Source organism: Streptomyces sp. NRRL S-337 (assembly GCF_000720175.1).
Lineage (GTDB): Bacteria > Actinomycetota > Actinomycetes > Streptomycetales > Streptomycetaceae > Streptomyces > Streptomyces siderophoricus.
Genome location: NZ_JOIX01000015.1, coordinates 37,461 through 63,138, shown reverse-complemented (window position 1 = coordinate 63,138; position 25,678 = coordinate 37,461). Strand labels below are relative to the sequence as shown.

The window sequence follows — 25,678 nt, the reverse complement described above, 5'->3', positions numbered from 1 at the left end:
ACGTTCCGCGGGCCGTCACAGATCAGCCATCTGTGACAGAACTGTCTGGAACTGGACGTACCACCGCGCCTCCACCCGCCGCCCGGCTACAGCGCCACCAGCAGCCAGGCCCCGGTGATCAGGAACAGCACCCCCGCGAGCAGCGCGGTGACCGCGGCGACCGGGCGGCTGACCCCCTCGGCGACCGGGGTACCGGTCCGGGCGCACGCCCCCGTCCACACCAGCAGTCCGGCACCGAACAGCGCGAACGCCACACCGGCGAATGCCTCGGGTCCACTCTCCATGCGCGCAGCGTCGCACTCCAGGGCGGCGTCCCGGCGAACACCGGATGAACGCCTTCCGCCCCCTCGCCGTCCCCCTCTGCTCCCCTACTCCCCCTGCTCCCCCTTACTTCTCCTCCTCCGCCACCGGCTCCAGGAAGCCCTGCTCGACCAGCATCCGGATCGAGGCGGGCGTACGGTCCCGCAGCAGCACCGGGTCCTCGCCGACGAGTTGGGCGATGGCGTCCAGGATCCGTCCGGCGGGCAGCGTGCCGTCACACACACCGGCGAAGCCCGCACCGACGGTGTCCACCTTCGTCGCCCGTCGCATACCGCGGTTCTGACGGAGCACCACATGCTCGGGGTCCTCGGCCCCCGGCAGCCCGACCTGCTCCTGGACCACGCCGTCGGCGAGCCGGAAGCGCCCGGCCAGCAGCGCGGCGTCGTCCGTGGAGCGCAGATAGTCCTGGCGCTCGAAGTGGGCCACGACCGCGTCCCCCAGCGGCTGTTCGACCGGGTGCGGCCATTCCTCGACCGTGACGGACGGGGTGTCGGACCCGGTTTTGCGCAGCGTGATCCAGCCGAAGCCGACGGCCTTGGTCCTACGGGCCGCGAACTCCTCCAGCCAGGCGTCGTACCGTGCGGCGTACTCCTCGTCGCCGGCGCGGTGGTCACCGGCGTCCCGCAGCCACAGCTCGGCGTACTGCGTGACGTCCTGCACCTCGCGCTGCACGATCCAGGCGTCACAGCCGCGCGGCACCCAGGAGCGCAGCCGGTCGTGCCACTCCTCGCCCTCGACGTGCTGCCAGTTGGCGAGCATCTGGCAGTACCCGCCGTCGTTGAGGTGCGCGGCGGACTGCTGGACGAGGATCCGGCACAGGTCGTCGCCGCCCATCCCGCCGTCCCGGTACGTCAGCCGGGCGCCGTCCGGCCCGAGGGGCGAGATCACGAACGGCGGGTTCGACACGATCAGGTCGTACGTCTCGTCCCCGACCGGTTCGAACAGCGAGCCCTCCCTGAGGTCCGCCGCGCCCGCCCCGGAGAGCGCCAGCGTCAGCGCGGTGATCCGCAGGGCGCGGGGGTTGAGGTCGGTGGCGGTGACCCGGGTGGCGTGCCGGGCGGCGTGCAGCGCCTGGATGCCGGAGCCCGTCCCGAGGTCGAGCGCCTTGGCGGCCGGCCGGCGCACGGTGATCCCGGCGAGGGTGGTGGACGCGCCGCCGACGCCCAGCACCAGCTGCGCGCGCTCGGTCTCCCCGGCGCCCCGGATGCCGCCGGCGCCGCCGACCGCGCAGCCCAGGTCGGAGACGATCCACCAGTCCTGTCCCTCGGGGCCGCCGTACGGGCGGACGTCCACCGTGGCGCGCAGGGTGTCGCCGTCCTGCACCACCCAGCCGTCGGCGAGGCAGTCCTCGACCGGCAGGGCCGCCCGCGCCCGGCCCAGCTCCACCGGCCGCTGCAGCAGGAACAGCCGCACCAGGGTCGCGAGCGGGCTGTCGCCGCGGGTCGCGCGCAGCGCGGGGACGGTCTCGTTGCGCGCCAGCGCGGCGTAGGCGGGCGCGCCGAGCAGGTCCAGCAGCCCGTCGGCGGTGAAGGCGGCGGTCAGCAGCGCCTCGCGCAGCCTGGCGGTGCGGGCGTTGCTCTCGGGGTCCTGGACATCAGCGGTGGGGAGGTGCGTACTCACACCGACCATTGTCCGTGCTGCCACCGACAATCGGCGCCGGCCCGGCGGCACGCCCTTCCCGGGCGCGTCGCCGGGCCGGCAGGAGGCCCCGCGGAGGCGCTACGACTTCTTGGACGGCGTGGGCACCGGGGAACCGGACGCGGCCTGGTTCTGGCAGCCCTTCTGCTTCGCCATCGCGGCGCCGACGTCACCGGCCTCCAGGTTCTTGAAGGCGGCCTCGCTCTGCTTGTTGAGCTTGTTGATGCCGTTGGACAGGTCGCGCAGCCCGTCGGCGAACTTGAGCTTGTTCGAGGTGTCGAGGCTGTTGACCTGCTTCTGCAGGTCCGCGTAGCCCTTGGACAGCGAGTTGAGCTCCTTGACCGCGTTCTCCTGCGCCTGCTTGCCCTGGTCGGTGGGCGGCGGCCCGGCCTGCTGCAGGGACTTGGCCAGCGAGGCGTACGCCTGGGAAATCTTCTGGAAGGCCGCCGAGTCGGTCTGCTGGACCTTCTTGGAGTCCGTGCTGCCGTTGTCGGCCGTCTGCATGGCGGCGTTGGCGTCCTGGATCTGCTTGAACGGAGCCTGCGCGGGGTCGCAGAAACTCTTCGCCCAGTCGTTGAGCTTCTTTCCGTTGTCCTCGCTGCAGCCGGTCAGCGCGAGCATCAGTGCCGCCCCGCCGGACAGTGCAGCCACAAGCTTCTTGTTCACCGGATTGGTCCCTTCCATGGCTCTCGGCCCCGGAACATACACGTCCGAACGCCCTGGTCCCCGGGTCGGGCATCCGGCCCGGCCCTCATTGCAGCCATTTGCACCAAGGAGCGCAGGGCCACCCGGGCAGACCGAGGGCGGGTGGCCGGCGCCTGCAACGTGCGCCGTCCACCCGCCCAGTTGAGCGGTCCGCGAGCCTTCCGACGGTCGGTTCCGGTTAGGACGCCACCGCCGTCTCGGCCGACTTGGCGACGCCGTCGGGCTCCTCGGAGTTGTTGTGTTCATCACCCACGGCGATCCCGCGCCGCTTGGAGACGTACACGGCACCGATGATGACGACGAGCGCCAATGCGGCCGTCGCGATCCGGATGCCGATGTTCTTGTCCTCGCCGTACGAGAACTTCACCACGGCGGGCGCGATCAGCAGCGCCACCAGGTTCATCACCTTCAGCAGCGGGTTGATCGCCGGTCCGGCGGTGTCCTTGAACGGGTCGCCGACGGTGTCACCGATGACGGTGGCGGCGTGTGCCTCGCTGCCCTTGCCGCCGTGGTGGCCGTCCTCGACCAGCTTCTTGGCGTTGTCCCAGGCGCCACCGGAGTTGGCGAGGAAGACCGCCATCAAGGTGCCGGTGCCGATCGCCCCGGCCAGGAACGAGCCCAGCGCGCCGACACCCAGCGAGAAGCCGACCGCGATCGGGGTGAGCACCGCCAGCAGGCCCGGGGTGGCCAGCTCGCGCAGCGCGTCCTTGGTGCAGATGTCGACCACCCGCCCGTACTCGGGCGTCTGGGTGTAGTCCATGATTCCGGGCTTCTCCCGGAACTGCCGGCGCACCTCGAAGACCACCGCTCCCGCCGACCGCGACACGGCGTTGATCGCCAGCCCGGAGAACAGGAAGACGACCGAGGCGCCGAGGATCAGCCCGACCAGGTTGTTGGGCTGCGAGATGTCCAGGCTGAGCCCCATGCCGCCGGCGGCCCGCCCGATGTTGCGTACGGCGGTGGCGATCGCGTCCCGGTAGGAGCCGAAGAGCGCGGAGGCGGCCAATACGGCGGTCGCGATGGCGATGCCCTTGGTGATGGCCTTGGTCGTGTTGCCGACCGCGTCCAGGTCGGTCAGCACCTGCGCGCCGTCCCCGGAGACGTCGCCGGACATCTCGGCGATGCCCTGCGCGTTGTCGGAGACCGGTCCGAAGGTGTCCATGGCCACGATCACGCCGACGGTGGTCAGCAGGCCGGTGCCGGCCAGCGCCACGGCGAACAGCGCCAGGGTGATGGACGCGCCGCCCAGCAGGAACGCCCCGTAGACGGCCAGTCCGATCAGCACCGCCGAGTAGACGGCCGATTCCAGACCGACCGAGATGCCGGAGAGGACGACGGTGGCCGGGCCGGTCAGCGAGGTCTTGCCGATGTCCCGTACGGGCCGCCGGGTGGTCTCGGTGAAGTAGCCGGTCAGCTGCTGGATCAGCGCGGCGAGCACGATGCCGACGGCGACCGCGACCAGGGCCAGCATCCGCGGGTCACCGCTGTGGCGCAGGACCACGGGGTCGCTGACACCGGTCAGGTCGCGGTAGCTGGACGGCAGGTAGATGAAGACCGCGGCGGCCACCAGGACCAGCGAGATGCCCGCGGAGACGAAGAAGCCGCGGTTGATGGCGGTCATGCCGCTGCGGTCCCGGCGCCGCGGCGCGACGACGAAGATGCCGATCATCGCGGTGATCACGCCGATGGCCGGCACCAGCAGCGGGAAGGCGAGGCCCGCGTCCCCGAAGGCCGCCGTGCCCAGGATGAGGGCGGCGACCAGTGTGACGGCGTACGACTCGAAGAGGTCGGCGGCCATACCGGCGCAGTCACCGACGTTGTCGCCGACGTTGTCCGCGATGGTCGCGGCGTTGCGCGGGTCGTCCTCGGGGATGCCCTTCTCGACCTTGCCGACGAGGTCGGCGCCGACGTCGGCGGCCTTGGTGAAGATGCCGCCGCCGACCCTCATGAACATCGCGATCAGCGCGGCTCCGAGGCCGAAGCCCTCCAGCACCTTGGGCGCGTCGACGGCGTAGACGAGGACCACACAGGACGCACCGAGCAGACCGAGTCCCACGGTGAACATGCCGACCACACCACCGGTGCGGAAAGCGATCTTCATCGCCTTGTGGGATACCGCCGTAAGATCCTTTTCCCGGGATTCGCCCTCGGCCGGAGTGGCCTCCCGGGCGGCCGCCGCCACACGCACATTGCTGCGCACCGCGAGCCACATGCCGATATAGCCGGTGGCCGCCGAGAATGCCGCGCCGATCAAGAAGAAGGCACTGCGTCCGGCGCGCTGCGACCAGTTATCCGCGGGCAGCAGCATGAGCAGGAAGAACACCACGACCGCGAATACGCCGAGGGTCCGCAACTGCCGTGCCAGGTAGGCATTTGCGCCTTCCTGCACCGCCGCCGCGATCTTCTTCATACTGTCGGTTCCCTCGCCGGCCGCAAGCACTTGGCGGACCAGCACCGCCGCGACGGCCAGCGCCGCCAGCGCTACCGCGGCGATCACCAGCACGATGCCGCGGTTGCCCGCGGTCAGTGACGGCCCGGCCAGAAAAGAGGGGGTGTCAAGCAACTGAGGGGTGTAAGGCCCCGCCATTCGTCCTCCTTGACGTTTGGCACATGGGCGCGCGGAAGCACGCTCAGGCGTCCTGAGCAAGAGATGTGGACGGATTGTAGGGAGCCCCGGTTGATCAAAACAGGGCGCCTCAAAGGGAATTCGCCGGTAGTCGCGAAGATCAAAAGGCAGACGGCGCCCGGAATTCGCCCGGACGAAGGAATGCACCGAATTCACTGACCGTCGGCAGATGATCTCTTCGTCGTACCGATCGCCGCTTGATCACGCATTGATCGCCGCTGCTCAAGGACACCGTCCCGGCGGCTGGGCCGAATGAGGCACAGGAGACCCCGGAGAGAATTGAGCCGCCCGGCCGCGACCGAACGGGTGACCCACCGCCCCCGGACGCCCTTCTGAGGGACCGTGAGGGCTCATGACGACCCATGAGGACCCGTCAGATCGAGTCCGGATCGCAACGCATGGGGGCGGGGTGGCGGACGCCCCGTGGCCCCGCGCAGAGCAGCGAGCAGCGAGCAGGGGCATGCCATGAAGACGTACAGACGCTTGGCACGAGTACAGGTACGAGTACGAGTACGGGTACGAGCGGATACGGGCTGCGGCAGGGCAGCCGTCGGTCCCGGCTACGAGATGGTTGCCGTCGTCGTCGTGGGCCAGCTCATGCGGATCATGCCGCCCTCTTCACCGGCGGTCACCTCGACGTCGTCGACCAGCCCGCTGATGACCGCGAGGCCCATCTCGTCCTCGCCCTCGGCGTCGCTCTCCGCGGCGCCCTCGGCCTCGCCGGCTCCCCGGGCACCCGCCGCGGTGGTCCCGCCGGGCACACCGTCGCCGACCTCGATCGAGAACTTCTTCTCGTCCTCGATCAGCAGCACCCGCACCGGCGACTCGATGTCATGGCTCTCGTGCAGCCCCACGGCCCGGCTGCAGGCCTCGCCGACCGCGAGCCGCACCTCGTCCAGGACGGCCTCGTCCACCCCGGCCCGCCGTGCCACGGCAGCCGCGACCAGTCGCGCGGTGCGGACATGCTCCGGAAGGGCGCTGAAACGGAGTTCGACGGTGGCCATGCCATCCCCCTCGATATGCGGGCGTGCGACGCAGGGGGCCGGACACCCGTCCGGTACCCCCCACTCCTTCCTTCCCCCGCGCCTGCCGGCGCGGGGGCCCGGCAAGCCGTCAGTCAGTGGCTGCGACGGCTTCCTCGACCGAGGTGTGAATCGGGAACACCTTGGTCAGACCGGTGATACGGAAGATCTTGAGAATGCGCTCCTGGTTGCAGACCAGGCGCAGCGAGCCCTCATGGGCGCGCACCCGCTTGAGTCCGCCGACCAGGACGCCGAGCCCAGTGGAGTCGAGGAAGTCGACACGTTCCATGTCCACCACGAGGTGGTAGCTTCCGTCGTTCACAAGCTCGACCAGCTGCTCACGCAGCTTGGGCGCGGTGTATACATCAATCTCGCCACCGACCTCGACGACCGTACGGTCGCCAACGGTCCGGGTCGACAGGGACAGGTCCACGGATCCTCCAGCACCTTGCTATCGAGCGGTCGCCCCCCTGGGGCCTCCCCACCGAAGTAGGGGCGGATCTGGCAGCCGCGATGGCATTCAATCACTTACCAGCAGGCGTGCACGACGCCCTTTGAGCATTGTCCGTCACTCCGGTGACACACTCGGTGCCGATGGCCTCCAATCGACTCCCGCCGGATGCGGGCGCGCGCCCTTCCCCAGGCATGATTCTCGAACGTCTCGCCCGGGGCGCGACCCGCGCTGCGCGCATCACTCATACGGAGCACTTGCCCCCGCGCATCGGCAGCCACACCGACTGGCCCGATCGGATCCGGCCCGAAGTGATCGACGCGATCCGTTCGTCCGGAATCGAGCGTCCCTGGGCCCACCAGGCACGGACGTCCGAACACGCATTGCGCGGCGAGTCGGTCGTGGTGGCCACCGGCACCGCCTCGGGCAAGTCCCTGGCCTATCTGGCGCCGGTCCTCTCCGCTCTCCTGGACGGTGCACAGGCGCCCAACGGCAGGGGCGCCACGGCGCTGTATCTGGCCCCGACGAAGGCCCTGGCCGCCGACCAGCGGCGCGCCGTTCGCGAGCTGGCCACCCCGCTGGGCAACGCCGTCCGGCCCGCGGTCTACGACGGCGACACCCCCGTCGAGGAGCGCGAGTGGGTCCGCCAGTACGCGAACTACGTGCTGACCAACCCCGACATGCTGCACCGCGGCATCCTGCCGTCCCACCCCCGGTGGTCCTCCTTCCTGCGCGCGCTGCGCTATGTCGTCATCGACGAGTGCCACACCTACCGCGGTGTGTTCGGCTCGCACGTCGCCCAGGTCCTCCGCCGGCTGCGCCGGGTCTGCGCCCGTTACGGCTCGGAGCCGGTCTTCCTGCTCGCCTCCGCCACGGCCGCCGAGCCGGCCCGGGCCGCGACCCGGCTCACCGGTCTGCCCGTGGTGGAGATCACCGAGGACACCTCGCCGCGCGGCGAGTTGGTCTTCGCGCTCTGGGAGCCGCCGCTGACCGAGCTGCACGGCGAACAGGGCGCCCCGGTGCGCCGCACGGCCACCGCCGAGACCGCCGATCTGCTCACCGACCTCGCCGTCCAGGGCGTGCGCACGGTCGCCTTCGTACGCTCCCGGCGCGGCGCAGAACTGATCGCGCTGATCGCCCAGGAACGGCTCGCGGAGGTGGACCGCTCGCTGCCCGCGCGGATCGCCGCCTATCGGGGCGGCTATCTGCCCGAGGAGCGCCGCGCCCTGGAACGCGCCCTGCACAGCGGAGCGCTCCTGGGCCTGGCCGCCACCACGGCGCTGGAGCTGGGCGTGGACGTCTCCGGTCTGGACGCCGTGGTCATCGCCGGCTATCCGGGGACCCGCGCGTCCCTGTGGCAGCAGGCCGGACGGGCCGGACGGGCCGGGCAGGGCGCGCTGGCGGTGCTCGTGGCCCGCGACGACCCGCTGGACACCTATCTCGTCCACCACCCCGAGGCGCTCTTCGACCAGCCGGTCGAGTCGACCGTCCTCGACCCCGACAACCCCTACGTGCTCGCCCCGCACCTGTGCGCCGCCGCCGCCGAACTCCCGCTCACCGAGGCCGACTTCCCGCTCTTCGGGCCCGCGGCCGCAGGGCTGATGCCGCAGCTGGAGGCCGCGGCACTGCTGCGGCGGCGCGCCACCGCCTGGCACTGGACGCGCCGCGAACGGGCCGCCGACCTCACCGACATCCGCGGCCAGGGCGGTTCGCCGGTGCAGGTCGTGGAGGCCGGCACCGGGCGGCTGCTGGGGACCGTGGACGCCGGCGCCGCGCACACCACCGTGCACGACGGAGCGGTCCACCTCCATCAGGGACGTACGTACGTAGTGCGCCACCTCGACCTGGACGACGACGTCGCGCTCGTCGAGGAGGCCAGCCCGCCGTATTCCACGACGGCCCGCGACACCACGGCCATCTCCATCCTGGAGACCGACACCGAGGTCCCCTGGGGGGACGCCCGGCTGTGCTTCGGCTCCGTGGAGGTCACCAACCAGGTCGTGTCCTACCTGCGCCGCAAGCTCATCACCGGCGAGGTCCTGGGCGAGACCAAGCTCGATCTGCCGCCGCGTACGCTGCGCACCCGCGCGGTGTGGTGGACGGTCACCGAGGACCAGCTCGACGCCGCCCGCGTCGGCCCCCGGCAGCTCGGCGGCGCACTGCACGCCGCGGAGCACGCCTCCATCGGCATGCTGCCGCTCTTCGCCACCTGCGACCGCTGGGACATCGGCGGCGTCTCCGTCCCGCTCCACCCGGACACCCTGCTGCCGACCGTGTTCGTCTACGACGGCCACCCGGGCGGCGCGGGCTTCGCCGAACGCGCCTTCCACACGGCCGCCGACTGGCTCACCGCCACCCGCAGCGCGATCGCCTCCTGCGAGTGCGAGGCCGGCTGCCCGTCCTGCATCCAGTCCCCCAAATGCGGCAACGGCAACGACCCCCTCCACAAACGCGGCGCCATCCGCCTCCTCGGCGAACTCCTCCGCGGCGCCCCGAAAAAGCCTGCTTGAGGCACGCGCTGGGGGTGGCCGGGCGGAGGGGGGTGGCCGGGGGGTGGCTGGGCGGCCGGGGGGTGGCCGGGCGGCGGGCGGGGTCGCCGGGCGGCGGGGTCGCCCCACGGGCTCGGGTGCGGCGCCGTGGTGGTTGCTCGCCGTTGCGCTTGGCGGCCCTGCGTGGTCGGCTGCGGCGCCGTGCCTGTTGCCCGCCGATGCGCTGGCGGCCCCTCCCACGTACTCGGCTGCAGCGCCGTGCTTGTTGCTCGCCGTTGCGCCTGCGGCGGGCGTTGGGTGTCGGGTGCGGTGCCGGCCCTACGGACTTCGTCCTCCGGTCTGTCCCCTCCCGTAGTGGGTGGAAAGAGGCCGGTGGGGGTGCGTGCACGTACTCGGGCGGCCGTGCCGGCGGGCGAGAGGCGGGTGGTCCGCGTGCCGTCCGGTGGGCGGGGGCCAGTGCGTGTGCCGGCCGAGGGGAAGGCGATGCGTGTGCCGTCCGATGGGCGTTGGGCGTCCTTGGTGCTGTCGTACGAGCGGCGCCGGGCCCGGAGACCCACCGGGCCGGCAATGTGCCTCCTGCGTCGCCGTACCGGCCGGGGACGGCTCCTGTGGCGCCGGGCCGGGCAGGATGCCTGCCTTGCGGCGGCGTACCGGCAGGAGACGCCCCTTGCGCCTCGCTACGGGCAGGAGACGCCCCTTGCGCCTCGCTACGGGCAGGAGACGCCCCTTGCGCCTCGCTACGGGCAGGGGAGGCCCCTTGCGCCTCGCTACGGGCAGCGGACGCCCATTGCGCCTCCGTACGGGCAGCGGATGTCCCTTGTGCCGCCGGTCCGGCGCGGGCCCGTGACTGGGTGGTGAAGGGCCCGCTCCCTGCTTCCACCGAGACGTCCGCGACCGGGCCGGAGACCGCGCAGCGCACCAGTCGCGTGTGCTGCGCAGCCGCCACCCGGCCCGCCGCCGCGCAGGCAGCGGCCGGGCCCCGCACGGCTCGGTCCGCGGCCGCCAGCGCGGCAAGGTCGGCGGCGCCGCCCGCCCGGTGGCGTGCCGTGACGGCCTGGCCCAGTCCCATCAGGGCCAGGAAGACCGCGCACAGCGCCGCGGCGGCGAAGACCGTGCAGACCGTCGCCGAGCCCTCATCGCCCCACCGTTTCCTCCGCAAGAGCCACCGCCTCCCCTCCGACGCGTACCGTCAGCTCCCCCACACCGGGCAGCGCGGCCTCAACCCGTACCCGCACCAGATCGCCCTCCTGGGCCAGCGCCACCCGCGCGCCCCGGGGCGCCACACGCCGGGCGGCCGCGAGCACCGCCGTCCGCGGTTCCGAGCGCGCGGCCGCCCTGGCCCCGGCCCGCGCCGCGTCCACGCACTCGATGCGGGCACAGGCGGCCATCAGGCCCCAGATGAGCACCGCCACGACCACCACCAGCACCGGCAGCACCAGAGCCGTCTCCGCGGTCACAGAGCCGGCGTCGTGCGCCCTCCGGGGGGCCGCGCGGGCCCCGCGGAGCGTCCTTCCGCCGTCACGACGGTGCATGGAGCGCCTGCTCGATCAATGACCGCAACGCCGCACGCACGGTGCCGCTCGTGATGAGCCGGTAGAACACCACGGCCAGCGCACAGGCCGCGAGCGTGACGATCGCGTACTCGGCCGTCGCCATCCCTCGGTCATCGGCCGCCATCCCGCGCAGCCGCTTCCTCCATCGCCGGAACATGCCAACCCCCGTTCCCCGGCCGCCTCCCGGCCGGTTCGTTGTCGTTGTCTGGGTCGTGTGGTTGCTTGGTCGTTGTCGTTGTCGTTGTTGTCGTCTTCGTGGCTTGGGTTGTTGTCGTTGGCGGGCGACTCCTTCTCGCGTCGGCGCTTCTTGCCAGCCCTTCTGGTCAGCTCTTGTAGTCGGTCCTCGTAGTCAGTTGCGCCCCAGCAGGCCGCCCGCCAGTCCGATGAGCACCGGGGCCACCCCGAGCAGGAGGAACGCCGGGAGGAAGCACCCGGCCAGCGGGAGAGTGACCAGCACGCCGGCCCGCCGGGCCCGTGCGGCTGCGGCTCTGTCCCGTTCGGCGCGTAGGGCAGCGGCGATCCGGGACGCGGACTCCACCGCCGGCACGCCGGATATCCCTGCGCGCTCCATACAGCGGGCGAGTTCCTCGGCGCCGGGCAGTGCGGCCAACCGCCGCCAGACGACGGCCGGTTCACCTCCCAGTCGCAGCTCCGCCGCCACTTGCCGCAGCCGTTCGGCCACCGGCCCGTCGAGGGACCGGCCGACCGCTTCGGCCGCTTCGCGTGGACCGGCTCCCGCCGTCAGGCAGGCGGCCAACAGATCGGCGGCCGGCGCCAGTTGCCGGTGTACCTCCTCGGCCGCCGACCGTGCGGCCTGCGCCTCCTGGTGGCGCGCCAGCCTGCGGTGCGCGACGAAGCCTGCGACGAGACCCGCCAGGACGCCGACCGCCCCACCGATGAGGAGGGCCACGAAGACTGCCGCACCCAGGGCCCCGGCCCATCTCGCCGGCCCGCCGGCGCCCGCTGGTCGGCCCCGGGCCTTCGCTCGCATACGACCTGCGCGCCCTCCGGGCCGCAGGAACCGGCTCGGCCCACCGGGCCTGCCACCGGGCCTGCCACCGCGTCCGCCGTCCGCGGCCGGCCCGTGGCCCAGAACGGCCGCCGCCCGGCTCCGTACGGCCCGGCGCCGGCGCGCCTCGTCCAGCACCGCCATTGCCGCCACCGCCGCCATCGCACACAGAACCACCATGGCGACGGGCGACGCGGCGGCCACCGTCATCCCCAGCCTGTGGACAACGTTTGCGACGTCGATGCCCGCACCCACCACCGCGCTCACCCCATGCCCCTTATGCGTACTTTCCGTGCGCCCGCGCGGTCGTTCCGCACTTCCGCGCCTCGCGCACCTCCCGCGCCTTCCGCGCCCTGCGCGTCGTCCGCCCCTTCCGCTTCATCCGTTCCTTGCGCGCCGCGCACGCCCTTCGTGCCGCCCGTGCCTTCCGCTTCCGCGACGATCCGGGTCGTCCAGGCCACCCCGCCCCACTCCAGGAGCCCGCCGAGCACCAGGCAGCCCCAGCCGGCCGGGGAGTGCAGCAGCACTCCCAGGGGGTCGGCGCCCAATGCGGTGCCCATCAGGAGGCCGCCCACCGGGAGCAGCGCCAACATCAGCGCGGTCGCCCGGGGGCCGGCCAACTGGGCCCGCAGTTCCTCGCGCAGCTCCCGGCGGACGCGGAGTCCGGCCGCGATCCGCTCCAGACCGGCGGCCAGCCCCGCACCGCCCTCGACCGCCACCTGCCAGCACGCCGCCACCGCGGTGAGCCCCTCGGCCCCGGGCTGCCGCGCCGCGGCCCGTAGCGCTCGCGGTACGTCCCCGCCGTAACGCGCGGCCGCGGCCGCCGCCCGGCCCGCCGGGCCCAGCGCCGGTGGATCCCCCGCGGCGTACAGCGCCTGGGCCGGCTGCCGACCGGCGCGCAGCTCCCCCGCCACCGCCGCGCACAGCCCGATCACCTCGGTGGTCCGCCGCTCGCGCGCCCGTTCCGCCCGACGGCCGGCAAGCCACCGCCGAACGAGGTACCCCGCCACCGGTGCCGCGAGCACCGGCAGCACGGACCCTCCCAGTACGCCCAGCGTCAGCCCGGCCGGCAGGCACCACAGCTCCCGGCCGAGGTCGACCCGGCGCCCGAGGCGCCAGCGCCGCTCCCCGTCGGTCACCCGTCCCGCGCACCACGCCCGTACCTCCTCCCCCAGCCGCGGGGCCCGCCCCTGGGAAGCCCGGTCGCCCGCATCGCCTCCGAGGACCGCCCGGGCCCGCCGCCGTACGTCCTCCCGCCCCCCGGCCGCCAGCCGCGCCGCGGCCCCCGCACACACCACCGCGCCCACCAGCGCCACCGCGGCGCCGTTCATGACCACTCGCCTCCGCCGCGCTCGCACAGGCGGCTCAACCGCCCCCACCCCTGCGCCGGCTGGAAGCCGTCCGGGCTCCAGACGGCCGCCGGTACGGTCACCACACAGCCGTCGCGATTGCGCTCGAGGACGTGCACCTCGGCGATCCGGCGGCGGCCGGTCCGGTCGCGTACGAGGTGGAGGACGACGGAGAGCGCGGCCGCCAGCTGACTGTGCAGGGCGGCCCGGTCCAGGCCCGCGGTCGAGCCGAGGGCCTCCAGGCGCGCGGGGACGTCGCAGGCGGCGTTGGCATGGACCGTGCCGCAGCCGCCCTCATGGCCCGTATTGAGGGCGGCCAGCAGGTCCGTGACCTCCGGGCCCCGCACCTCGCCCACCACCAGCCGGTCCGGCCGCATCCGGAGCGCCTGGCGTACGAGGTCCCGCAGCGTCACCCGCCCCGCGCCCTCCTGGTTGGCGGGCCGGGTCTCCAGCCGCACCACATGCGGGTGGTCGGGGCGCAGCTCTGCCGAATCCTCGGCCAGCACGATCCGCTCGGCCGGGCCGACCAGGCCGAGCAGCGTGCTGAGGAGCGTGGTCTTGCCGGAGCCCGTACCGCCGCTGATCAGGAAGGACAGCCGGGCCGCCAGCACCGCCCGGAGCAGCCGGTCGCCGCCGGGAGGGACCGTCCCGGCCGCGACCAGCTCCGCGAGCGCGAAGGCCCTGTGCCGCAGCACCCGTAAGGACAGGCATGTCCCGCCGACCGCCACCGGGGGCAGGACGGCGTGCAGCCGGGTGCCGTCCGGAAGCCGGGCGTCCACCCATGGCCGGGCATCGTCCAGCCGCCGGCCGGCAACCGCCGCCAGCCGCTGGGCGAGCCGGCGGACCTCCGCGCCGTCCCGGAAGCGGACGTCCGTACGCTCCAGGCCGGCGCCGCGGTCCACCCACACCTCGTCCGGCGCGGTGACCAGGACGTCCGTCACGTCGGGCGCGGCCAGCAGCGGCTCCAGCGGTCCGCTGCCCACCATCTCGGAGCGCAACGCCCCCACCACGCCCAGCACTTCGGTGTCCCCCAGCAGCCGCCCTTCCTCGCGCAGCGCCACCGCCACCCGGGCCGGGGTCGGCTCCGCCCCGGCTTCGGCGAGTCGTCGCCGTACCGCCTCCAGCAGGCCCTCGCCCTGTTTCACGGCCGGCCTCCGTCCGCTCCGTCCGGGCGCGCGGCCGCCGGACCCACGCCGCCGGACGCCCCCTTCCGGTCCGCTCCCGGCTCAGTGGCACCGTCCCGGCCCCCCGTCGCCCGGGACCAGAACTCCCCGCAGAAGCGCGCCAGCGGACCGCGCGCCTGGGAGCCCGGCGGCAGACCGCGGGCCAGGTCCGCGAACAGGCCGAGCTCCCAGGGGAGTTCGCCGGCCAGCGGGAGGTCCATGAGGCGGGCGATCTCGGCCGGGGGCAGGCCGTGTCCATGGCGGTCGGGGGTTCCGCGCGCCACCAGCCGCAGATCGCCGAGCAGGGGCCGCACCCCGGCGGCCACCCGTTGGGCCGCCGCCACCGCCCGCAGCTCCGTGGGGACCAGCAGCAGCCCGACGTCCACCTGGGACAGTGCCTCCGCCGTCGCCTCGTCGGCGCGGCGCGGCAGGTCCACCACCACGACCCCGCCGCGCCGGCGTGCCGCGGAGACGACCGCGCGCATGGCCGGCGGCGGAATGGCGACCTCGGTGCCGCGGTCCCAGCTGAGAACCCGTAGGGAGTGCAGCCGGGGCAGGGACTCCTCAAGGGCGCCGCAGGCCACCCGGCCGCGCGACTCGGCGAAGGCCGGCCAGCGCAGTCCCTTCTCCTTCTCCCCGCCCAGCAGGACGTCCAGCCCGCCGCCCAGCGGGTCGCCGTCGACGAGCATCGTGCGCCGGCCCGTCCTCGCGGCGGTGACGGCCAGCGCGGCAGCCAGGGTGCTCGCCCCGGCGCCACCGCGGCCGCCGATGACGCCCACCGTGAGGGCCGGCGGCCCGTCCCCCTCGACCGCGTCGGCGATCCGGTCGACCAGCCAGCGCTCGCCGTCGGGAAGGCCGAGGACCCGCTCGGCGCCCAGGGCGACGGCCTGCCGCCAGGTCTCGGGGTCGTCGGTGCCCCCGGCCGCGAGGATCACGCCGGGGCGGCGTCCGGCACCGCGTAACCTGCCCGCGCAGTCGGCCCCGACGATCACCAGGGGCGCCGCCTCCCAGCCCCCCTTGCGGGCCGGCAGGCCGTGCGCCACTTCGGGCAGCGCGCCGGCCGCCGCACACAGCCGCAGCAGGTCGTCGAGGAGCCGTTCGTCCTCGGTGATGATCAGTGGGCCGCCCCACTCTTCGCCGGCCCGGGCCGGCCCTTCCGATGGCATGGTTCCAGCCATGTCCCGTCCCCCTATCGCTACGCGACTCGCACTCGCGAACTCGCGGACTTTTACGATGCAGGGATCGGGAAATCCGGGTGGATCTTGGTCCAAATCTGTGGACAACTCCGCGCCTGTGAATATCCCCGTCACCTATTCCAGCGACCGCCGGCCAGTTCCGTGACGCAAGAGGGCCTCGCGAGGTGCTCCAGGGACACGAGGGAGCACCCCGTCCAAGCCTTCCTCAGAGCAGCGTGTTGACTACGGTGCGTAAGGGGAGGAAGGCGTCGTGCCAGCAGGCGCCGAGCGGGCGCAAAGACGGGCGGATCGGTGCCTCACGACAGAAAAGGCCCCCGGACATGCGACGACCCCCGCCGGGGGGGAGAGCGGGGGTCGTCCCCACGGCCGACTCGGGGGGGGAGGAGCCGGACCGGGTTAGCACGGTCGCGAACGATCCGTGACTTCCATGGTGTACCCGAGAGCCTTCTCAGGCAAACCCACGCGCCACACCTTACGCCGAATGGTGGGCCGCCTATGCTCGCCCCGTGGAAAACCACTCCGTGCCTCACTCGACGCCCCGTACTGCCGCGTTCTTCGACTTGGACAAGACCGTCATTGCTAAGTCGAGCACGCTGACCTTCAGCAAGTCGTTCTACCAAGGCGGCCTGATCAATCGGCGGGCCGTACTGCGCACTGCGTATGCCCAGTTCGTGTTCCTCGCGGGCGGCGCCGATCACGATCAGATGGAGCGGATGCGGGAATATCTCTCCTCCTTGTGCCGCGGCTGGGATGTGGCCCAGGTGCGGGAGATCGTCGCCGAGACACTGCACGATCTGATCGACCCGATCATTTACGACGAGGCGGCCTCACTCATCGAGGAGCATCACGCCGCCGGACGTGATGTCGTCATTGTCTCCACCTCGGGTGCCGAGGTCGTCGAACCGATCGGGGAACTTCTCGGTGCCGACCGGGTCGTGGCCACCCGTATGGTCGTCGGCGAGGACGGCCGATTCACCGGAGAGGTGGAGTATTACGCCTACGGCCCCACCAAGGCGGAGGCCGTCCGGGAACTCGCCGAGTCCGAGGGCTACGACCTGGAGCGCTGTTATGCGTACAGCGATTCGGCAACCGATGTCCCGATGCTGTCGGCCGTGGGGCACCCGTACGCGGTCAATCCGGACCGCGCGCTGCGCCGCGAGGCCGTCGCGCGGGGCTGGCCGGTCCTCTCCTTCAACCGCCCGGTTCCGCTCAAGCAACGGCTGCCGGCGCTGTCCATGCCGTCCCGGCCGGCGCTCGCCGCCATGGCCGCGGTGAGCGCGGCGGCCGCCACCGCCACCCTGGTCTGGTACGCGAGCCGGCGGAAAACCGCGAAGCCGCGCCTCGCTCGTATTGGCCGGGTCGCCCGCGCCGCCCGTATTGACCGCGTTTGAAGCCAAACGTAAAGATCTGCGGCCCGGGGTTCCACTTGCCCGGTACGAGTAGTACAAAGGACTTAACGGCCCGCGAGACCAAGGACATCCGAGAGGAACACCTTTAACGCAGCAAGTGGCCCACGGACCGATGCATGAATGCCGGGCACCCACGCGACGCCGACCCGTCGATTACGGGCCAGCCGCACCAGGTAACCGGACGAAGATTCCGACCTGATGGGCAAATATTCGAGCACGCATGGTAACCCGGCAGACATGCCAGCGGCGGTACCACCGATTGGTACCGCCGCAACCCTGTGTTCGGGCCAAATCAAGCAATGCGTTCCGGAATTCCGGCTACCGGGTCGGATACCGCCGCCCTCAACGGCCGGATACCGCGCCTCCGCCGCTTATGCCGCGCCGCGCTGGAGGGCCTCACAGACCGCCGTACTCTCCCGTACGCCGAGTTCGACCGCGCGTCCGCAGTGGGCGATCCATCCGGCGACGCCCTCCGGGGTGCCCGAGACGTAGCCCTCCAGGGCCGCCACGTAGGCCGCCCGGCCCAGTTCCGCGTGGCCCACCTCGGCGGGGCAGATCGCCTTGGGGTCCAGTCCGCTGCCGACCAGCACGACCCGTTCCGCGGCCCGTGCGACCAGCCCGTTGTGCGAGGCGAACGGCCGCAGTGCCAGCAGTTCGCCGTGCACCACGGCGGCGAGCACCAGGGCCGGCGCCTCCGTGCCGGCCAGCAGCAGCCGCGACAGGCCGTCCAGCCGCCCGGCCACCTCGTCGGCATCCGGCAGCGGCAGCTCGACGAGCGGCTCGTCCACCGGCTCCCCGGCGAGCCGGGGCCGCCCCACCGTGTCGTCCGCCGCCTCCTTGCCGGCCGCCACCAGGTGGAGCCGCGCCAGCACCCGCAGCGGCGACTGCCGCCACACGCTCAGCAGCTGGCCGGCCTCGGCGGTCAGCCGCAGGGCCGCGCCGACCGTCCGCGGCTCGCCCTCGACGCCGAAGTCGGTCCGGCGCCTGACCTCTTCGAGCGCCCAGTCGGCACCCGAAAGGGCCGCGGAACCGCGCGCTCCGCGCAGCGCCGCCTCGGAACTGACCTCGTTGCTGCGACGCCGCATGATCCGGTGCCCGTAGACCCGGTCGACGCCCTTACGTACGGAGTCCACGGAGTCGGCGACTCCCGGGAGCAAGGCCAGGGTCGCGAGCGGATCGTCGCTCGCCTTCGGGGGTGCGGGGGTGGTCCCCCGGGAGTTTCCAGCCATGGGTACGACCCTACGCACCGGCAGCCCGAACCCCTCGAAGGAGTGGTCTTCTTCACGCAGGGCTCTCACTCACCGGAACCGCCGGATTACCCTTTGTGAACATGAAGATCGCTTTCGTAGGCAAGGGTGGCAGCGGCAAGACCACCCTCTCGTCCCTGTTCATCCGCCATCTCGCCGCGGCGCGGGTCCCCGTGATCGCCGTGGACGCCGACATCAACCAGCATCTGGGTGCCGCCCTCGGCCTCGACGAGGCAGAGGCCGCCGCGCTTCCCGCGATGGGCACCCATCTCCCGCTGATCAAGGACTATTTGCGCGGCAGCAACCCCCGGATCCCGTCCGCCGAAGCCATGATCAAGACGACCCCGCCCGGCGAGGGATCGCGCCTCCTGCGGGTCTGCGAGGACAACCCCGTCTACGACGCGTGCGCGCGGACGGTGGAACTGGACGGCGCCCCGGTCCGGCTGATGGCGACCGGGCCGTTCACCGAGTCGGACCTCGGCGTCGCCTGTTATCACTCCAAGGTCGGCGCCGTCGAACTGTGCCTGAACCACCTTGTTGACGGCCGCGAGGAGTATGTCGTGGTCGACATGACGGCCGGGTCCGACTCCTTCGCCTCCGGGATGTTCACCCGCTTCGACATGACCTTCCTGGTCGCCGAGCCGACCCGTAAGGGCGTCGCGGTCTACCGCCAGTACAAGGAGTACGCCCGGGATTTCGGGGTCCCCCTCAAGGTGGTGGGCAACAAGGTCCAGGGGCCGGACGACCTGGCGTTCCTGCGCGACGCGGCGGGCGACGACCTGCTGGTGACGGTCGGGCAGTCGGAGTGGGTGCGCGCCATGGAGAAGGGCCGCCCGGCCCGCTTCAGCTATCTGGAGCAGGCCAACCGGTGCGCACTGGAGACGCTGCACGACACGGCCGATGCGACCTACGGGCGTCGCGACTGGGAGCGCTACACGCGCCAGATGGTGCACTTCCACCTGAAGAACGCGGAGAGCTGGGGCAACGCCAAGACGGGCGTCGATCTCGCGGCCCAGGTCGACCCGGCGTTCGTCCTCTCCGAGGGGACGGCCACCCCGCAGCCGGCCTGATCGCCGGCCGGCGCGAGTCGTCGCACGGCTCGCGCCGGGCCCACCGGACCGGCCGCCCCGTTTACCGATCCCGGCAACGCCGGAGCCGGGATCTTCACCCGAAAGAGGGGTGGATTGGGGTGAATGCCCGCAAAGTCTTCTCCGGATCTTTACATGTCATTACGCTTCATTTACCGCTGCTTGAGAGTCACCGGACCGTCACCCACCGCGACGCCCACCGGCCGGCTCGCGACCCGCCGCTGTACACCGCCGCCCACGATCGCGCCCCGCGCGACCGCGTCGCCCCGGAGGAGACGGGAATGTCGCAGATCGAGAAGTCGCCGCCGCAGCCGCCCCGCTCCCCGCACCGGGCAGCCGTCCCTCCCGAGCCGCTCCTCCAGCCCGTCGAACCCCCGACCGAGCGGGCCGGCCGGGCCGCCTGGCTCCGGGACCTCTCCGCCTCGGCCGTCGTCTTCCTGCTCGCCGTCCCGCTGTCGCTCGGCGTCGCGCTGGCCACCGGAGCCCCGCTCCAGGCCGGTCTGATCGCCGCGGTCGTCGGCGGCATCGTCGCCGGGCTGCTCGGCGGCGCTCCCCTTCAGGTGAGCGGCGCCGCCACCGGCCTCCTGGTGGTCACCACCGACCTCGTCCAGCGCTACGGCTGGCGGGCCACCTGCGCCATCACGGTCCTGGCCGGCCTGACCCAACTCGCCCTGGGCGCCCTGCGCGTGGCCCGGGCGACGCTGGCAGTCAGCCCGGCGATCGTGCACGGCATGCTGGCCGGCATCGGGGCCACCATCGCCATCGGGCAGCTCCATGTGGTGCTCGGCGGCCGGCCGGACAGTTCGGCGCTCGACAACATCGCCGCCCTCCCCGGCCAGCTGGCGCATCCGCACCCCACCGCGCTGATGATCGGCGCCGTCACCGTGGCCGTACTCGCCGGCTGGGGAAGGCTGCCGGGCCACGCCGGGCGGTGGGCGCGGGCGCTGCCGGCGCCACTGGTCGCGGTGGCCGCCGCGACGGCGGTCGGCGCGGGGTCGGCGGTGCCGCGCGTGGCGCTGCCGTCCTGGCAGATGCCCACGCTCCCGGCGCTGCCGGAGGCGTCCGTTCCGGCCCTGGCCGCCGCGGTGCTGACCGTCACCTTCGTCGCCAGCATGGAGTCGCTGCTGTCCGCCGTGGCCGTGGACCGGCTCGCCGCCGAGCGGCCCGGGGCCCCCACCGGCCGCCTGGCCCTCAACCGCGAACTGGCCGCCCAGGGGGCGGCCAACGCCGTCTCCGGCCTGCTGGGCGGGCTGCCCGTCTCCGGTGGTGCGATCCGCGGCTCGGCCAACGTACGGGCCGGTGCCGTCACCCGCCGCGCCACCGTGCTGCACGGCGTATGGGTGCTGCTGTGCGCCGGCCTGGCGGCGGCCGCCCTGGAGCTCATCCCGCTGGCCGCACTGGCCGCCCTGGTGATGGTGGTCGGCGTACGGATGGTGAGCTTCGCGCACATCCGGCACGTACAGCGGCATCGCGAATTCCCGGTCTACGCCGCCACGTTGGGCGGTGTGGTGCTGCTCGGCGTCCTCCAGGGCGTGCTGACCGGCATCGCCGTCGCGGCCTTCCTCGCGCTGCGCCGGCTGACCCACACGCGCGTCACCGTCACGAAGGAGGACGAGGGCTACCGGGTGCGCATCAGCGGCCAGTTGACGTTCCTGGCGGTGCCGCGGCTGACCCGGGCGCTGGCGCTGGTCCCGGCCCACACCGATGTCGTCATCGAACTCCGCGGCTCCTTCATGGACCACGCCGCCCACGAGGCGCTGCAGTCCTGGTCGGCCGCCCATCGGGCGCACGGGGGCTGGGTGACCCTCGGCGGCCGCTCGGCCCGGCCGCTCGCCGAGTCGTCCGGCGCGCACTCCTGCCGACCGTGGACGCCGTGGCGCCACCACGAGTGCACCCGGACCGCCGCGGACCAGGGCCCGGCCCCGGAGAGCAGCAGCCAACTACTGGGCGGGATCAGTGCGTTCCAGCGCCATACGGCCCCGCTGGTGCGGGAGGAGCTGGCGCGGCTGGCGCGCGAGGGCCAGCGACCCACCCAGCTGTTCCTGACCTGCGCCGACTCCCGGGTGGTCACGAGCATGATCACCGCCAGCGGTCCGGGCGACCTGTTCACCGTGCGCAACGTCGGCAATCTGATGCCCCCGCCCGGCTCGGAAGCCTCGTGCGACTCCGTGGGCGCGGCGATCGAGTACGCGGTCGAGGTCCTGCGGGTCGGCTCGATCACGGTGTGTGGGCATTCCGGATGCGGCGCCATGGGGGCTCTGCTGGATTCCGCGGCCCCCGAGGACGGCGAGCCGACCCCACTCTCCCGCTGGCTGCGGCACGGCCTGCCGAGCCTGGCCCGGATGCAGCGCATCGGGCGGCTGGGCCGGGGAGAAGTCGCGCTGTGCGGTCGGCCGGTGAGCGACGATCAGGAACGGCTGGCGCTCGTCAACGTCCGGCAGCAGCTCGACCACCTCAGGGCGCACGCCTGTGTGGCGCGCCGGGTGGCGGAGGGGACGCTCACCCTGCACGGGATGTACTTCCATGTCGGCGAGGCCCAGGCGTACGTGCTCGACGAGGCCACCGGGCGGTTCCGCGCGGTCCGCGGCGAGGCGTCCCCGGTCCGGGCCTGACCTGCGCCGAAGGCTGCCGGTCAGCACGGAACCGACTGCCCGTCAACAGGTCTGGACCATTTTTTGTCCACAGCCCTTGTCAGGGCCCCGTGCGGGCTGATGAGCTATGGCCTGGGACACATCGGACACCCCTGTGATTGGGAGAAGTCGTGAGCAACGAAAGCCTGGCCAACCTGCTCAAAGAGGAACGGCGGTTCGCACCACCCGCCGAGCTGGCCGCGCACGCCAACGTCACGGCTGCTGCGTACGAACAGGGCGCGGCGGACCGGCTGGGCTTCTGGGCCGAGCAGGCCCGGCGCCTGTCCTGGGAGACCGAGCCCACCCAGACCCTCGACTGGTCCAACCCGCCCTTCGCGAAGTGGTTCGCCGACGGCAAGCTGAACGTCGCCTACAACTGCGTCGACCGCCATGTGGAGAACGGCCTGGGCGACCGGGTCGCCGTCCACTTCGAGGGCGAGCCGGGCGACAGCCGCTCCCTGACCTACGCCGAGCTGCAGCGCGAGGTCTCCAAGGCCGCCCACGCCCTCACCGAGCTGGGCGTCCGAGCCGGCGACCGGGTCGCCATCTACATGCCGATGATCCCGGAGACGGTCGTCGCCATGCTGGCCTGCGCCCGACTGGGCGCGCCGCATTCGGTGGTCTTCGGCGGCTTCTCCGCGGACGCGCTGGCGACCCGGATCAACGACGCCGACGCCCGCGTCGTGATCACCGCCGACGGCGGCTACCGCCGCGGCAAGCCGTCCGCCCTCAAGCCGGCCGTCGACGAGGCCCTGACCAGGCCCGGCACGGAGAACGTCCGCAGTGTGCTCGTGGTGCGCCGTACGGGCCAGGAGGACATCGCCTGGCACGAGGGCCGCGACGTGTGGTGGCACGAGATCGTCGACCGGCAGAGCGACCGGCACACCCCCGAGGCGTTCGACGCCGAGCACCCGCTGTTCATCCTCTACACCTCCGGGACGACGGGTAAGCCCAAGGGCATCCTGCACACCACCGGCGGCTACCTCACCCAGGTGTCGTACACCCACCACGCCGTCTTCGACCTCAAGCCGGAGTCGGACGTCTACTGGTGCACCGCCGACGTCGGCTGGGTGACGGGCCACTCGTACATCGTCTACGGCCCGCTCTCCAACGGCGCGACCGAAGTGCTCTACGAGGGCACCCCGGACTCCCCGCACCAGGGCCGCTGGTGGGAGATCGTCCAGAAGTACGGCGTGACGATCCTCTACACCGCGCCGACCGCGATCCGGGCCTGCATGAAGTGGGGCGACGACATCCCGGCGAAGTTCGACCTGTCGTCGCTGCGGGTCCTGGGCTCGGTGGGCGAGCCGATCAACCCCGAGGCGTGGATGTGGTACCGCAAGCACATCGGCGCGGACTCGGTACCGATCGTGGACACCTGGTGGCAGACCGAGACCGGAGCCGTGATGATCAGCCCGCTGCCGGGCGTCACGGCGACCAAGCCCGGCTCCGCGCAGGTGCCGCTGCCCGGCATCTCGGCGACGGTCGTGGACGACGACGCCAACGAGGTGCCCGACGGCGCCGGCGGCTACCTCGTCCTGACCGAGCCGTGGCCGTCGATGCTGCGCACGATCTGGGGCGACGACCAGCGCTACCTCGACACGTACTGGTCCCGCTTCGAGGGCAAGTACTTCGCCGGCGACGGCGCGAAGAAGGACGACGACGGCGACATCTGGCTGCTCGGCCGGGTCGACGACGTGATGCTGGTGTCCGGGCACAACATCTCCACCACCGAGGTCGAGTCCGCGCTGGTCTCGCACCCGAAGGTGGCCGAGGCCGCGGTCGTCGGCGCCACCGACCCGCAGACCACCCAGGCCATCTGCGCCTTCGTCATCCTGCGCGGCAGCGCGGCGGAGGACGAGGGACTGGTCGAGGAGCTGCGCGCCCATGTCGCCCAGCAGCTCGGCCCGATCGCCAAGCCCAAGCGGATCCTGCCGGTGGCGGAGCTGCCCAAGACCCGCTCCGGCAAGATCATGCGGCGGCTGCTGCGTGACGTCGCCGAGAACCGCGACCTCGGGGACGTCTCGACGCTCACCGACTCCTCGGTCATGGACCTGATCCAGGCGAAGCTGCCGAGCGCGGCCTCCGAGGACTGAGCCGGACCGACGGCGGAGGGGGCACCGGGCCTGCAGCGGTCCGGTGCCCCCTCGCGCGTACCGCACGCCCCACGTGTCCCCGGTACATCGGCACCACTCCCGACAGCCGCCCGCCCGAATTGCCCGTAAAGTGAGGCCACCGAGTACTCCCTCGCACCTGCCCGGTACAGTGGGAACCGCGTCAATGACGCGCTAAGAAACTCTGGGTGCGCCGGGAAGTCTGGTCGGCAACTGACACAGCCGTACACAGCTGCCGAAGGCCGGAGGTCACCGCGTGAGCGCGCCCACGAGCAACCGCCGATCCATATTCCTCGGGCGGATGTCCCTGCCCGAGCGGAATTTCGTCGCCGAAGCGCTGCGCGCCGAGACCGTCGGCGGGATCCTCCTCCTCGCCGCCGCCGTGGCCGCACTGATCTGGGCGAACACCCTCGGCGCAAGCTACGAGGCGGTCCGCGGCTTCCACCTCGGCCCGGCCTCCCTCGGGCTCGACCTCTCCGTCCAGCACTGGTCCGCCAACGGCCTGCTGGCCGTCTTCTTCTTCGTCGCCGGCATCGAGCTCAAGCGCGAACTGGTCGCCGGCGAACTGCGCGACCCCAAGGCCGCCGCGCTCCCGGTCATCGCCGCCCTCTGCGGCATGGTGACGCCCGCGCTCGTCTACGTCACCGTCAACGGCCTCGACGCCGGGTCCCTGAGGGGCTGGGCCGTCCCCACCGCCACCGACATCGCCTTCGCGCTCGCCGTCCTCGCCGTGATCGGCACCGCGCTGCCCGCCGCGCTGCGCGCCTTCCTGCTCACCCTCGCCGTCGTCGACGACCTCTTCGCGATCCTGATCATCGCGGTCTTCTTCACCTCGACGATCAATTTCCTGGCGCTCGGCTTCGCCGCCGTCGGCCTGGCGGTCTTCTACCTGCTGCTGCGCAAAGGTGTCCGCGGCTGGTACGTCTACGTGCCCCTCGGCGTGGCCATCTGGGCGCTGATGGAGAACAGCGGGGTGCACGCCACCATCGCGGGCGTCGCCATGGGCCTGATGCTGCGCTGCCACCGCCGCGACGGCGAGACCCGGTCCCCCGGCGAGCGCATCGAGCACCTGGTCCGCCCGCTGTCGGCCGGTCTGGCGGTGCCGCTGTTCGCCCTGTTCTCCGCGGGGGTGCCGCTCTCCGGCGGCGCCCTCCACGAGGTCTTCACCCGCCCGGAGACGCTCGGTGTCGTCCTCGGCCTGATAGTGGGCAAGGCGCTGGGCATCTTCGGCGGCACATGGGTCGCCGCCCGCTTCACCCGGGCCGAGCTGAACCCCGACCTCAAGTGGCCGGACGTCTTCGCGCTCGCCTCCCTGGCCGGCATCGGCTTCACCGTCTCCCTGCTGATCGGCGAGCTCGCCTTCGCCGGCAATGCCGCGCTGACCGCCGAGATCAAGGCATCGGTGCTGGTCGGCTCGCTGCTCGCGGCCGTCTTCGCCGGCATCCTGCTCAAGATCCGCAACGCCAAGTACAAGAAGCTGACGGAGGACGAGGAGCGGGACGAGGACCAGGACGGCATCCCCGACGTCTACGAACTCGACAAACCGGAATACCACCTTCGGATGGCCGCGATCCACGAGGCAAAGGCCGCCGAACACCGGCGGCTTGCCGAAGTGGCCTCCGGCACGCACGCCGGAGACGATGGTCCGGCATGATCTGAGAGGCTTTG

19 protein-coding genes and 1 pseudogene are annotated in these 25,678 nt (G+C 72.4%); 6 read left to right on the top strand and 14 right to left on the bottom strand.

Going from position 1 to position 25,678, the window contains the following annotated elements; genetic code table 11:
• Nucleotides 1-86: 86 nt before the first annotated feature.
• From IG62_RS0113530 to bldG, 6 genes are all read right to left on the bottom strand, one after another.
• Nucleotides 87-284: a hypothetical protein gene (locus tag IG62_RS0113530; RefSeq protein ID WP_030801490.1), complete on the bottom strand. Its 198-nt coding sequence runs from the start codon at nt 282-284 to the stop codon at nt 87-89.
• Nucleotides 285-387: 103 nt separating this feature from the next.
• Complete coding sequence (locus IG62_RS0113525) at nt 388-1,950, bottom strand: DUF7059 domain-containing protein (protein ID WP_399123439.1); 1,563 nt, start codon at nt 1,948-1,950, stop codon at nt 388-390.
• 90 nt (nt 1,951-2,040) lie between these two features.
• Nucleotides 2,041-2,625: a hypothetical protein gene (locus IG62_RS0113520; RefSeq protein ID WP_030801486.1), complete on the bottom strand. Its 585-nt coding sequence runs from the start codon at nt 2,623-2,625 to the stop codon at nt 2,041-2,043.
• Between the two features lie 217 nt (nt 2,626-2,842).
• Nucleotides 2,843-5,251 carry a sodium-translocating pyrophosphatase gene (locus tag IG62_RS0113515; protein ID WP_030801485.1) on the bottom strand — a complete coding sequence of 803 codons (2,409 nt, stop codon included), beginning with the start codon at nt 5,249-5,251 and terminating at the stop codon, nt 2,843-2,845.
• A 599-nt stretch (nt 5,252-5,850) separates the two neighbouring features.
• Nucleotides 5,851-6,294 carry an ATP-binding protein gene (locus tag IG62_RS0113510; protein WP_030801482.1) on the bottom strand — a complete coding sequence of 148 codons (444 nt, stop codon included), beginning with the start codon at nt 6,292-6,294 and terminating at the stop codon, nt 5,851-5,853.
• Between the two features lie 109 nt (nt 6,295-6,403).
• Complete coding sequence (gene bldG / locus IG62_RS0113505) at nt 6,404-6,745, bottom strand: anti-sigma factor antagonist BldG (protein ID WP_030412609.1); 342 nt, start codon at nt 6,743-6,745, stop codon at nt 6,404-6,406.
• A gap of 161 nt (nt 6,746-6,906) precedes the next feature.
• Here bldG and IG62_RS0113500 point away from each other — a divergent pair, with 161 nt between their 5' ends.
• Nucleotides 6,907-9,273, top strand: a complete 2,367-nt coding sequence (locus IG62_RS0113500) for a DEAD/DEAH box helicase (protein ID WP_234326476.1) — start codon at nt 6,907-6,909, stop codon at nt 9,271-9,273.
• Between the two features lie 865 nt (nt 9,274-10,138).
• Here IG62_RS0113500 and IG62_RS44600 read toward each other — a convergent pair.
• The 7 genes and pseudogenes from IG62_RS44600 to ssd form a co-directional block, all read right to left on the bottom strand.
• Nucleotides 10,139-10,411 (bottom strand): annotated as a pseudogene (locus IG62_RS44600) (Rv3654c family TadE-like protein); the annotation flags it as partial.
• Nucleotides 10,386-10,784: a TadE family type IV pilus minor pilin gene (locus tag IG62_RS0113495; RefSeq protein ID WP_078871988.1), complete on the bottom strand. Its 399-nt coding sequence runs from the start codon at nt 10,782-10,784 to the stop codon at nt 10,386-10,388. The gene IG62_RS0113495 and the pseudogene IG62_RS44600, both read right to left, overlap by 26 nt.
• On the bottom strand, nt 10,771-10,908 hold the full coding sequence (locus tag IG62_RS0113490; protein ID WP_234326474.1) for a DUF4244 domain-containing protein: 138 nt from the start codon (nt 10,906-10,908) through the stop codon (nt 10,771-10,773). Before IG62_RS0113490 ends, IG62_RS0113495 begins: the two co-directional genes overlap by 14 nt.
• A gap of 246 nt (nt 10,909-11,154) precedes the next feature.
• The gene (locus IG62_RS48605; RefSeq protein WP_324604622.1) at nt 11,155-11,715 is read right to left on the bottom strand and encodes a type II secretion system F family protein; all 561 of its coding nucleotides are present in this window, start codon (nt 11,713-11,715) and stop codon (nt 11,155-11,157) included.
• Between the two features lie 362 nt (nt 11,716-12,077).
• Nucleotides 12,078-13,145, bottom strand: coding sequence for a type II secretion system F family protein (locus tag IG62_RS0113480; RefSeq protein WP_078871987.1), 1,068 nt, complete (start codon nt 13,143-13,145; stop codon nt 12,078-12,080).
• Nucleotides 13,142-14,308, bottom strand: coding sequence for a TadA family conjugal transfer-associated ATPase (locus IG62_RS0113475; RefSeq protein ID WP_234326472.1), 1,167 nt, complete (start codon nt 14,306-14,308; stop codon nt 13,142-13,144). The genes IG62_RS0113480 and IG62_RS0113475 overlap by 4 nt, the downstream gene beginning before the upstream one ends.
• Nucleotides 14,305-15,504 (bottom strand): septum site-determining protein Ssd, encoded by a 1,200-nt coding sequence (gene ssd / locus IG62_RS0113470; protein ID WP_078871986.1) that lies wholly within the window; start codon nt 15,502-15,504, stop codon nt 14,305-14,307. Before ssd ends, IG62_RS0113475 begins: the two co-directional genes overlap by 4 nt.
• Nucleotides 15,505-16,028: 524 nt before the next feature.
• Between ssd and IG62_RS0113465 the strand changes: the two genes are divergently transcribed.
• Complete coding sequence (locus IG62_RS0113465; RefSeq protein ID WP_030801458.1) at nt 16,029-16,913, top strand: HAD family hydrolase; 885 nt, start codon at nt 16,029-16,031, stop codon at nt 16,911-16,913.
• Between the two features lie 389 nt (nt 16,914-17,302).
• Here IG62_RS0113465 and IG62_RS0113460 read toward each other — a convergent pair whose 3' ends face one another.
• Entirely contained in the window at nt 17,303-18,160 is an 858-nt protein-coding gene (locus tag IG62_RS0113460) for a Fic family protein (protein ID WP_051798031.1), read from the bottom strand.
• A gap of 101 nt (nt 18,161-18,261) precedes the next feature.
• Here IG62_RS0113460 and IG62_RS0113455 point away from each other — a divergent pair, with 101 nt between their 5' ends.
• From IG62_RS0113455 to nhaA, 4 genes are all read left to right on the top strand, one after another.
• Nucleotides 18,262-19,248, top strand: coding sequence for an ATP-binding protein (locus tag IG62_RS0113455; protein WP_030801454.1), 987 nt, complete (start codon nt 18,262-18,264; stop codon nt 19,246-19,248).
• Between the two features lie 299 nt (nt 19,249-19,547).
• Nucleotides 19,548-21,878 carry a SulP family inorganic anion transporter gene (locus IG62_RS0113450; protein ID WP_030801450.1) on the top strand — a complete coding sequence of 777 codons (2,331 nt, stop codon included), beginning with the start codon at nt 19,548-19,550 and terminating at the stop codon, nt 21,876-21,878.
• Between the two features lie 149 nt (nt 21,879-22,027).
• Nucleotides 22,028-23,992: an acetate--CoA ligase gene (gene acs, locus IG62_RS0113445; RefSeq protein ID WP_030801449.1), complete on the top strand. Its 1,965-nt coding sequence runs from the start codon at nt 22,028-22,030 to the stop codon at nt 23,990-23,992.
• A 274-nt stretch (nt 23,993-24,266) separates the two neighbouring features.
• On the top strand, nt 24,267-25,664 hold the full coding sequence (gene nhaA, locus IG62_RS0113440; protein ID WP_030801448.1) for a Na+/H+ antiporter NhaA: 1,398 nt from the start codon (nt 24,267-24,269) through the stop codon (nt 25,662-25,664).
• Nucleotides 25,665-25,678 lie beyond the last annotated feature (14 nt).

Coding starts and splice junctions, on each gene's coding strand:
- IG62_RS0113455 (WP_030801454.1), top strand. CDS start 18,262: ATGAAGATCGCTTTCGTAGGCAAGGGTGGCAGCGGCAAGACCACCCTC.
- IG62_RS0113530 (WP_030801490.1), bottom strand. CDS start 284: ATGGAGAGTGGACCCGAGGCATTCGCCGGTGTGGCGTTCGCGCTGTTC.
- IG62_RS0113450 (WP_030801450.1), top strand. CDS start 19,548: ATGTCGCAGATCGAGAAGTCGCCGCCGCAGCCGCCCCGCTCCCCGCAC.
- IG62_RS0113500 (WP_234326476.1), top strand. CDS start 6,907: ATGGCCTCCAATCGACTCCCGCCGGATGCGGGCGCGCGCCCTTCCCCA.
- IG62_RS0113490 (WP_234326474.1), bottom strand. CDS start 10,908: ATGGCGACGGCCGAGTACGCGATCGTCACGCTCGCGGCCTGTGCGCTG.
- IG62_RS0113510 (WP_030801482.1), bottom strand. CDS start 6,294: ATGGCCACCGTCGAACTCCGTTTCAGCGCCCTTCCGGAGCATGTCCGC.
- IG62_RS0113495 (WP_078871988.1), bottom strand. CDS start 10,784: ATGCACCGTCGTGACGGCGGAAGGACGCTCCGCGGGGCCCGCGCGGCC.
- IG62_RS0113480 (WP_078871987.1), bottom strand. CDS start 13,145: ATGAACGGCGCCGCGGTGGCGCTGGTGGGCGCGGTGGTGTGTGCGGGG.
- ssd (WP_078871986.1), bottom strand. CDS start 15,504: ATGGCTGGAACCATGCCATCGGAAGGGCCGGCCCGGGCCGGCGAAGAG.
- IG62_RS0113460 (WP_051798031.1), bottom strand. CDS start 18,160: ATGGCTGGAAACTCCCGGGGGACCACCCCCGCACCCCCGAAGGCGAGC.
- IG62_RS0113515 (WP_030801485.1), bottom strand. CDS start 5,251: ATGGCGGGGCCTTACACCCCTCAGTTGCTTGACACCCCCTCTTTTCTG.
- IG62_RS0113525 (WP_399123439.1), bottom strand. CDS start 1,950: ATGGTCGGTGTGAGTACGCACCTCCCCACCGCTGATGTCCAGGACCCC.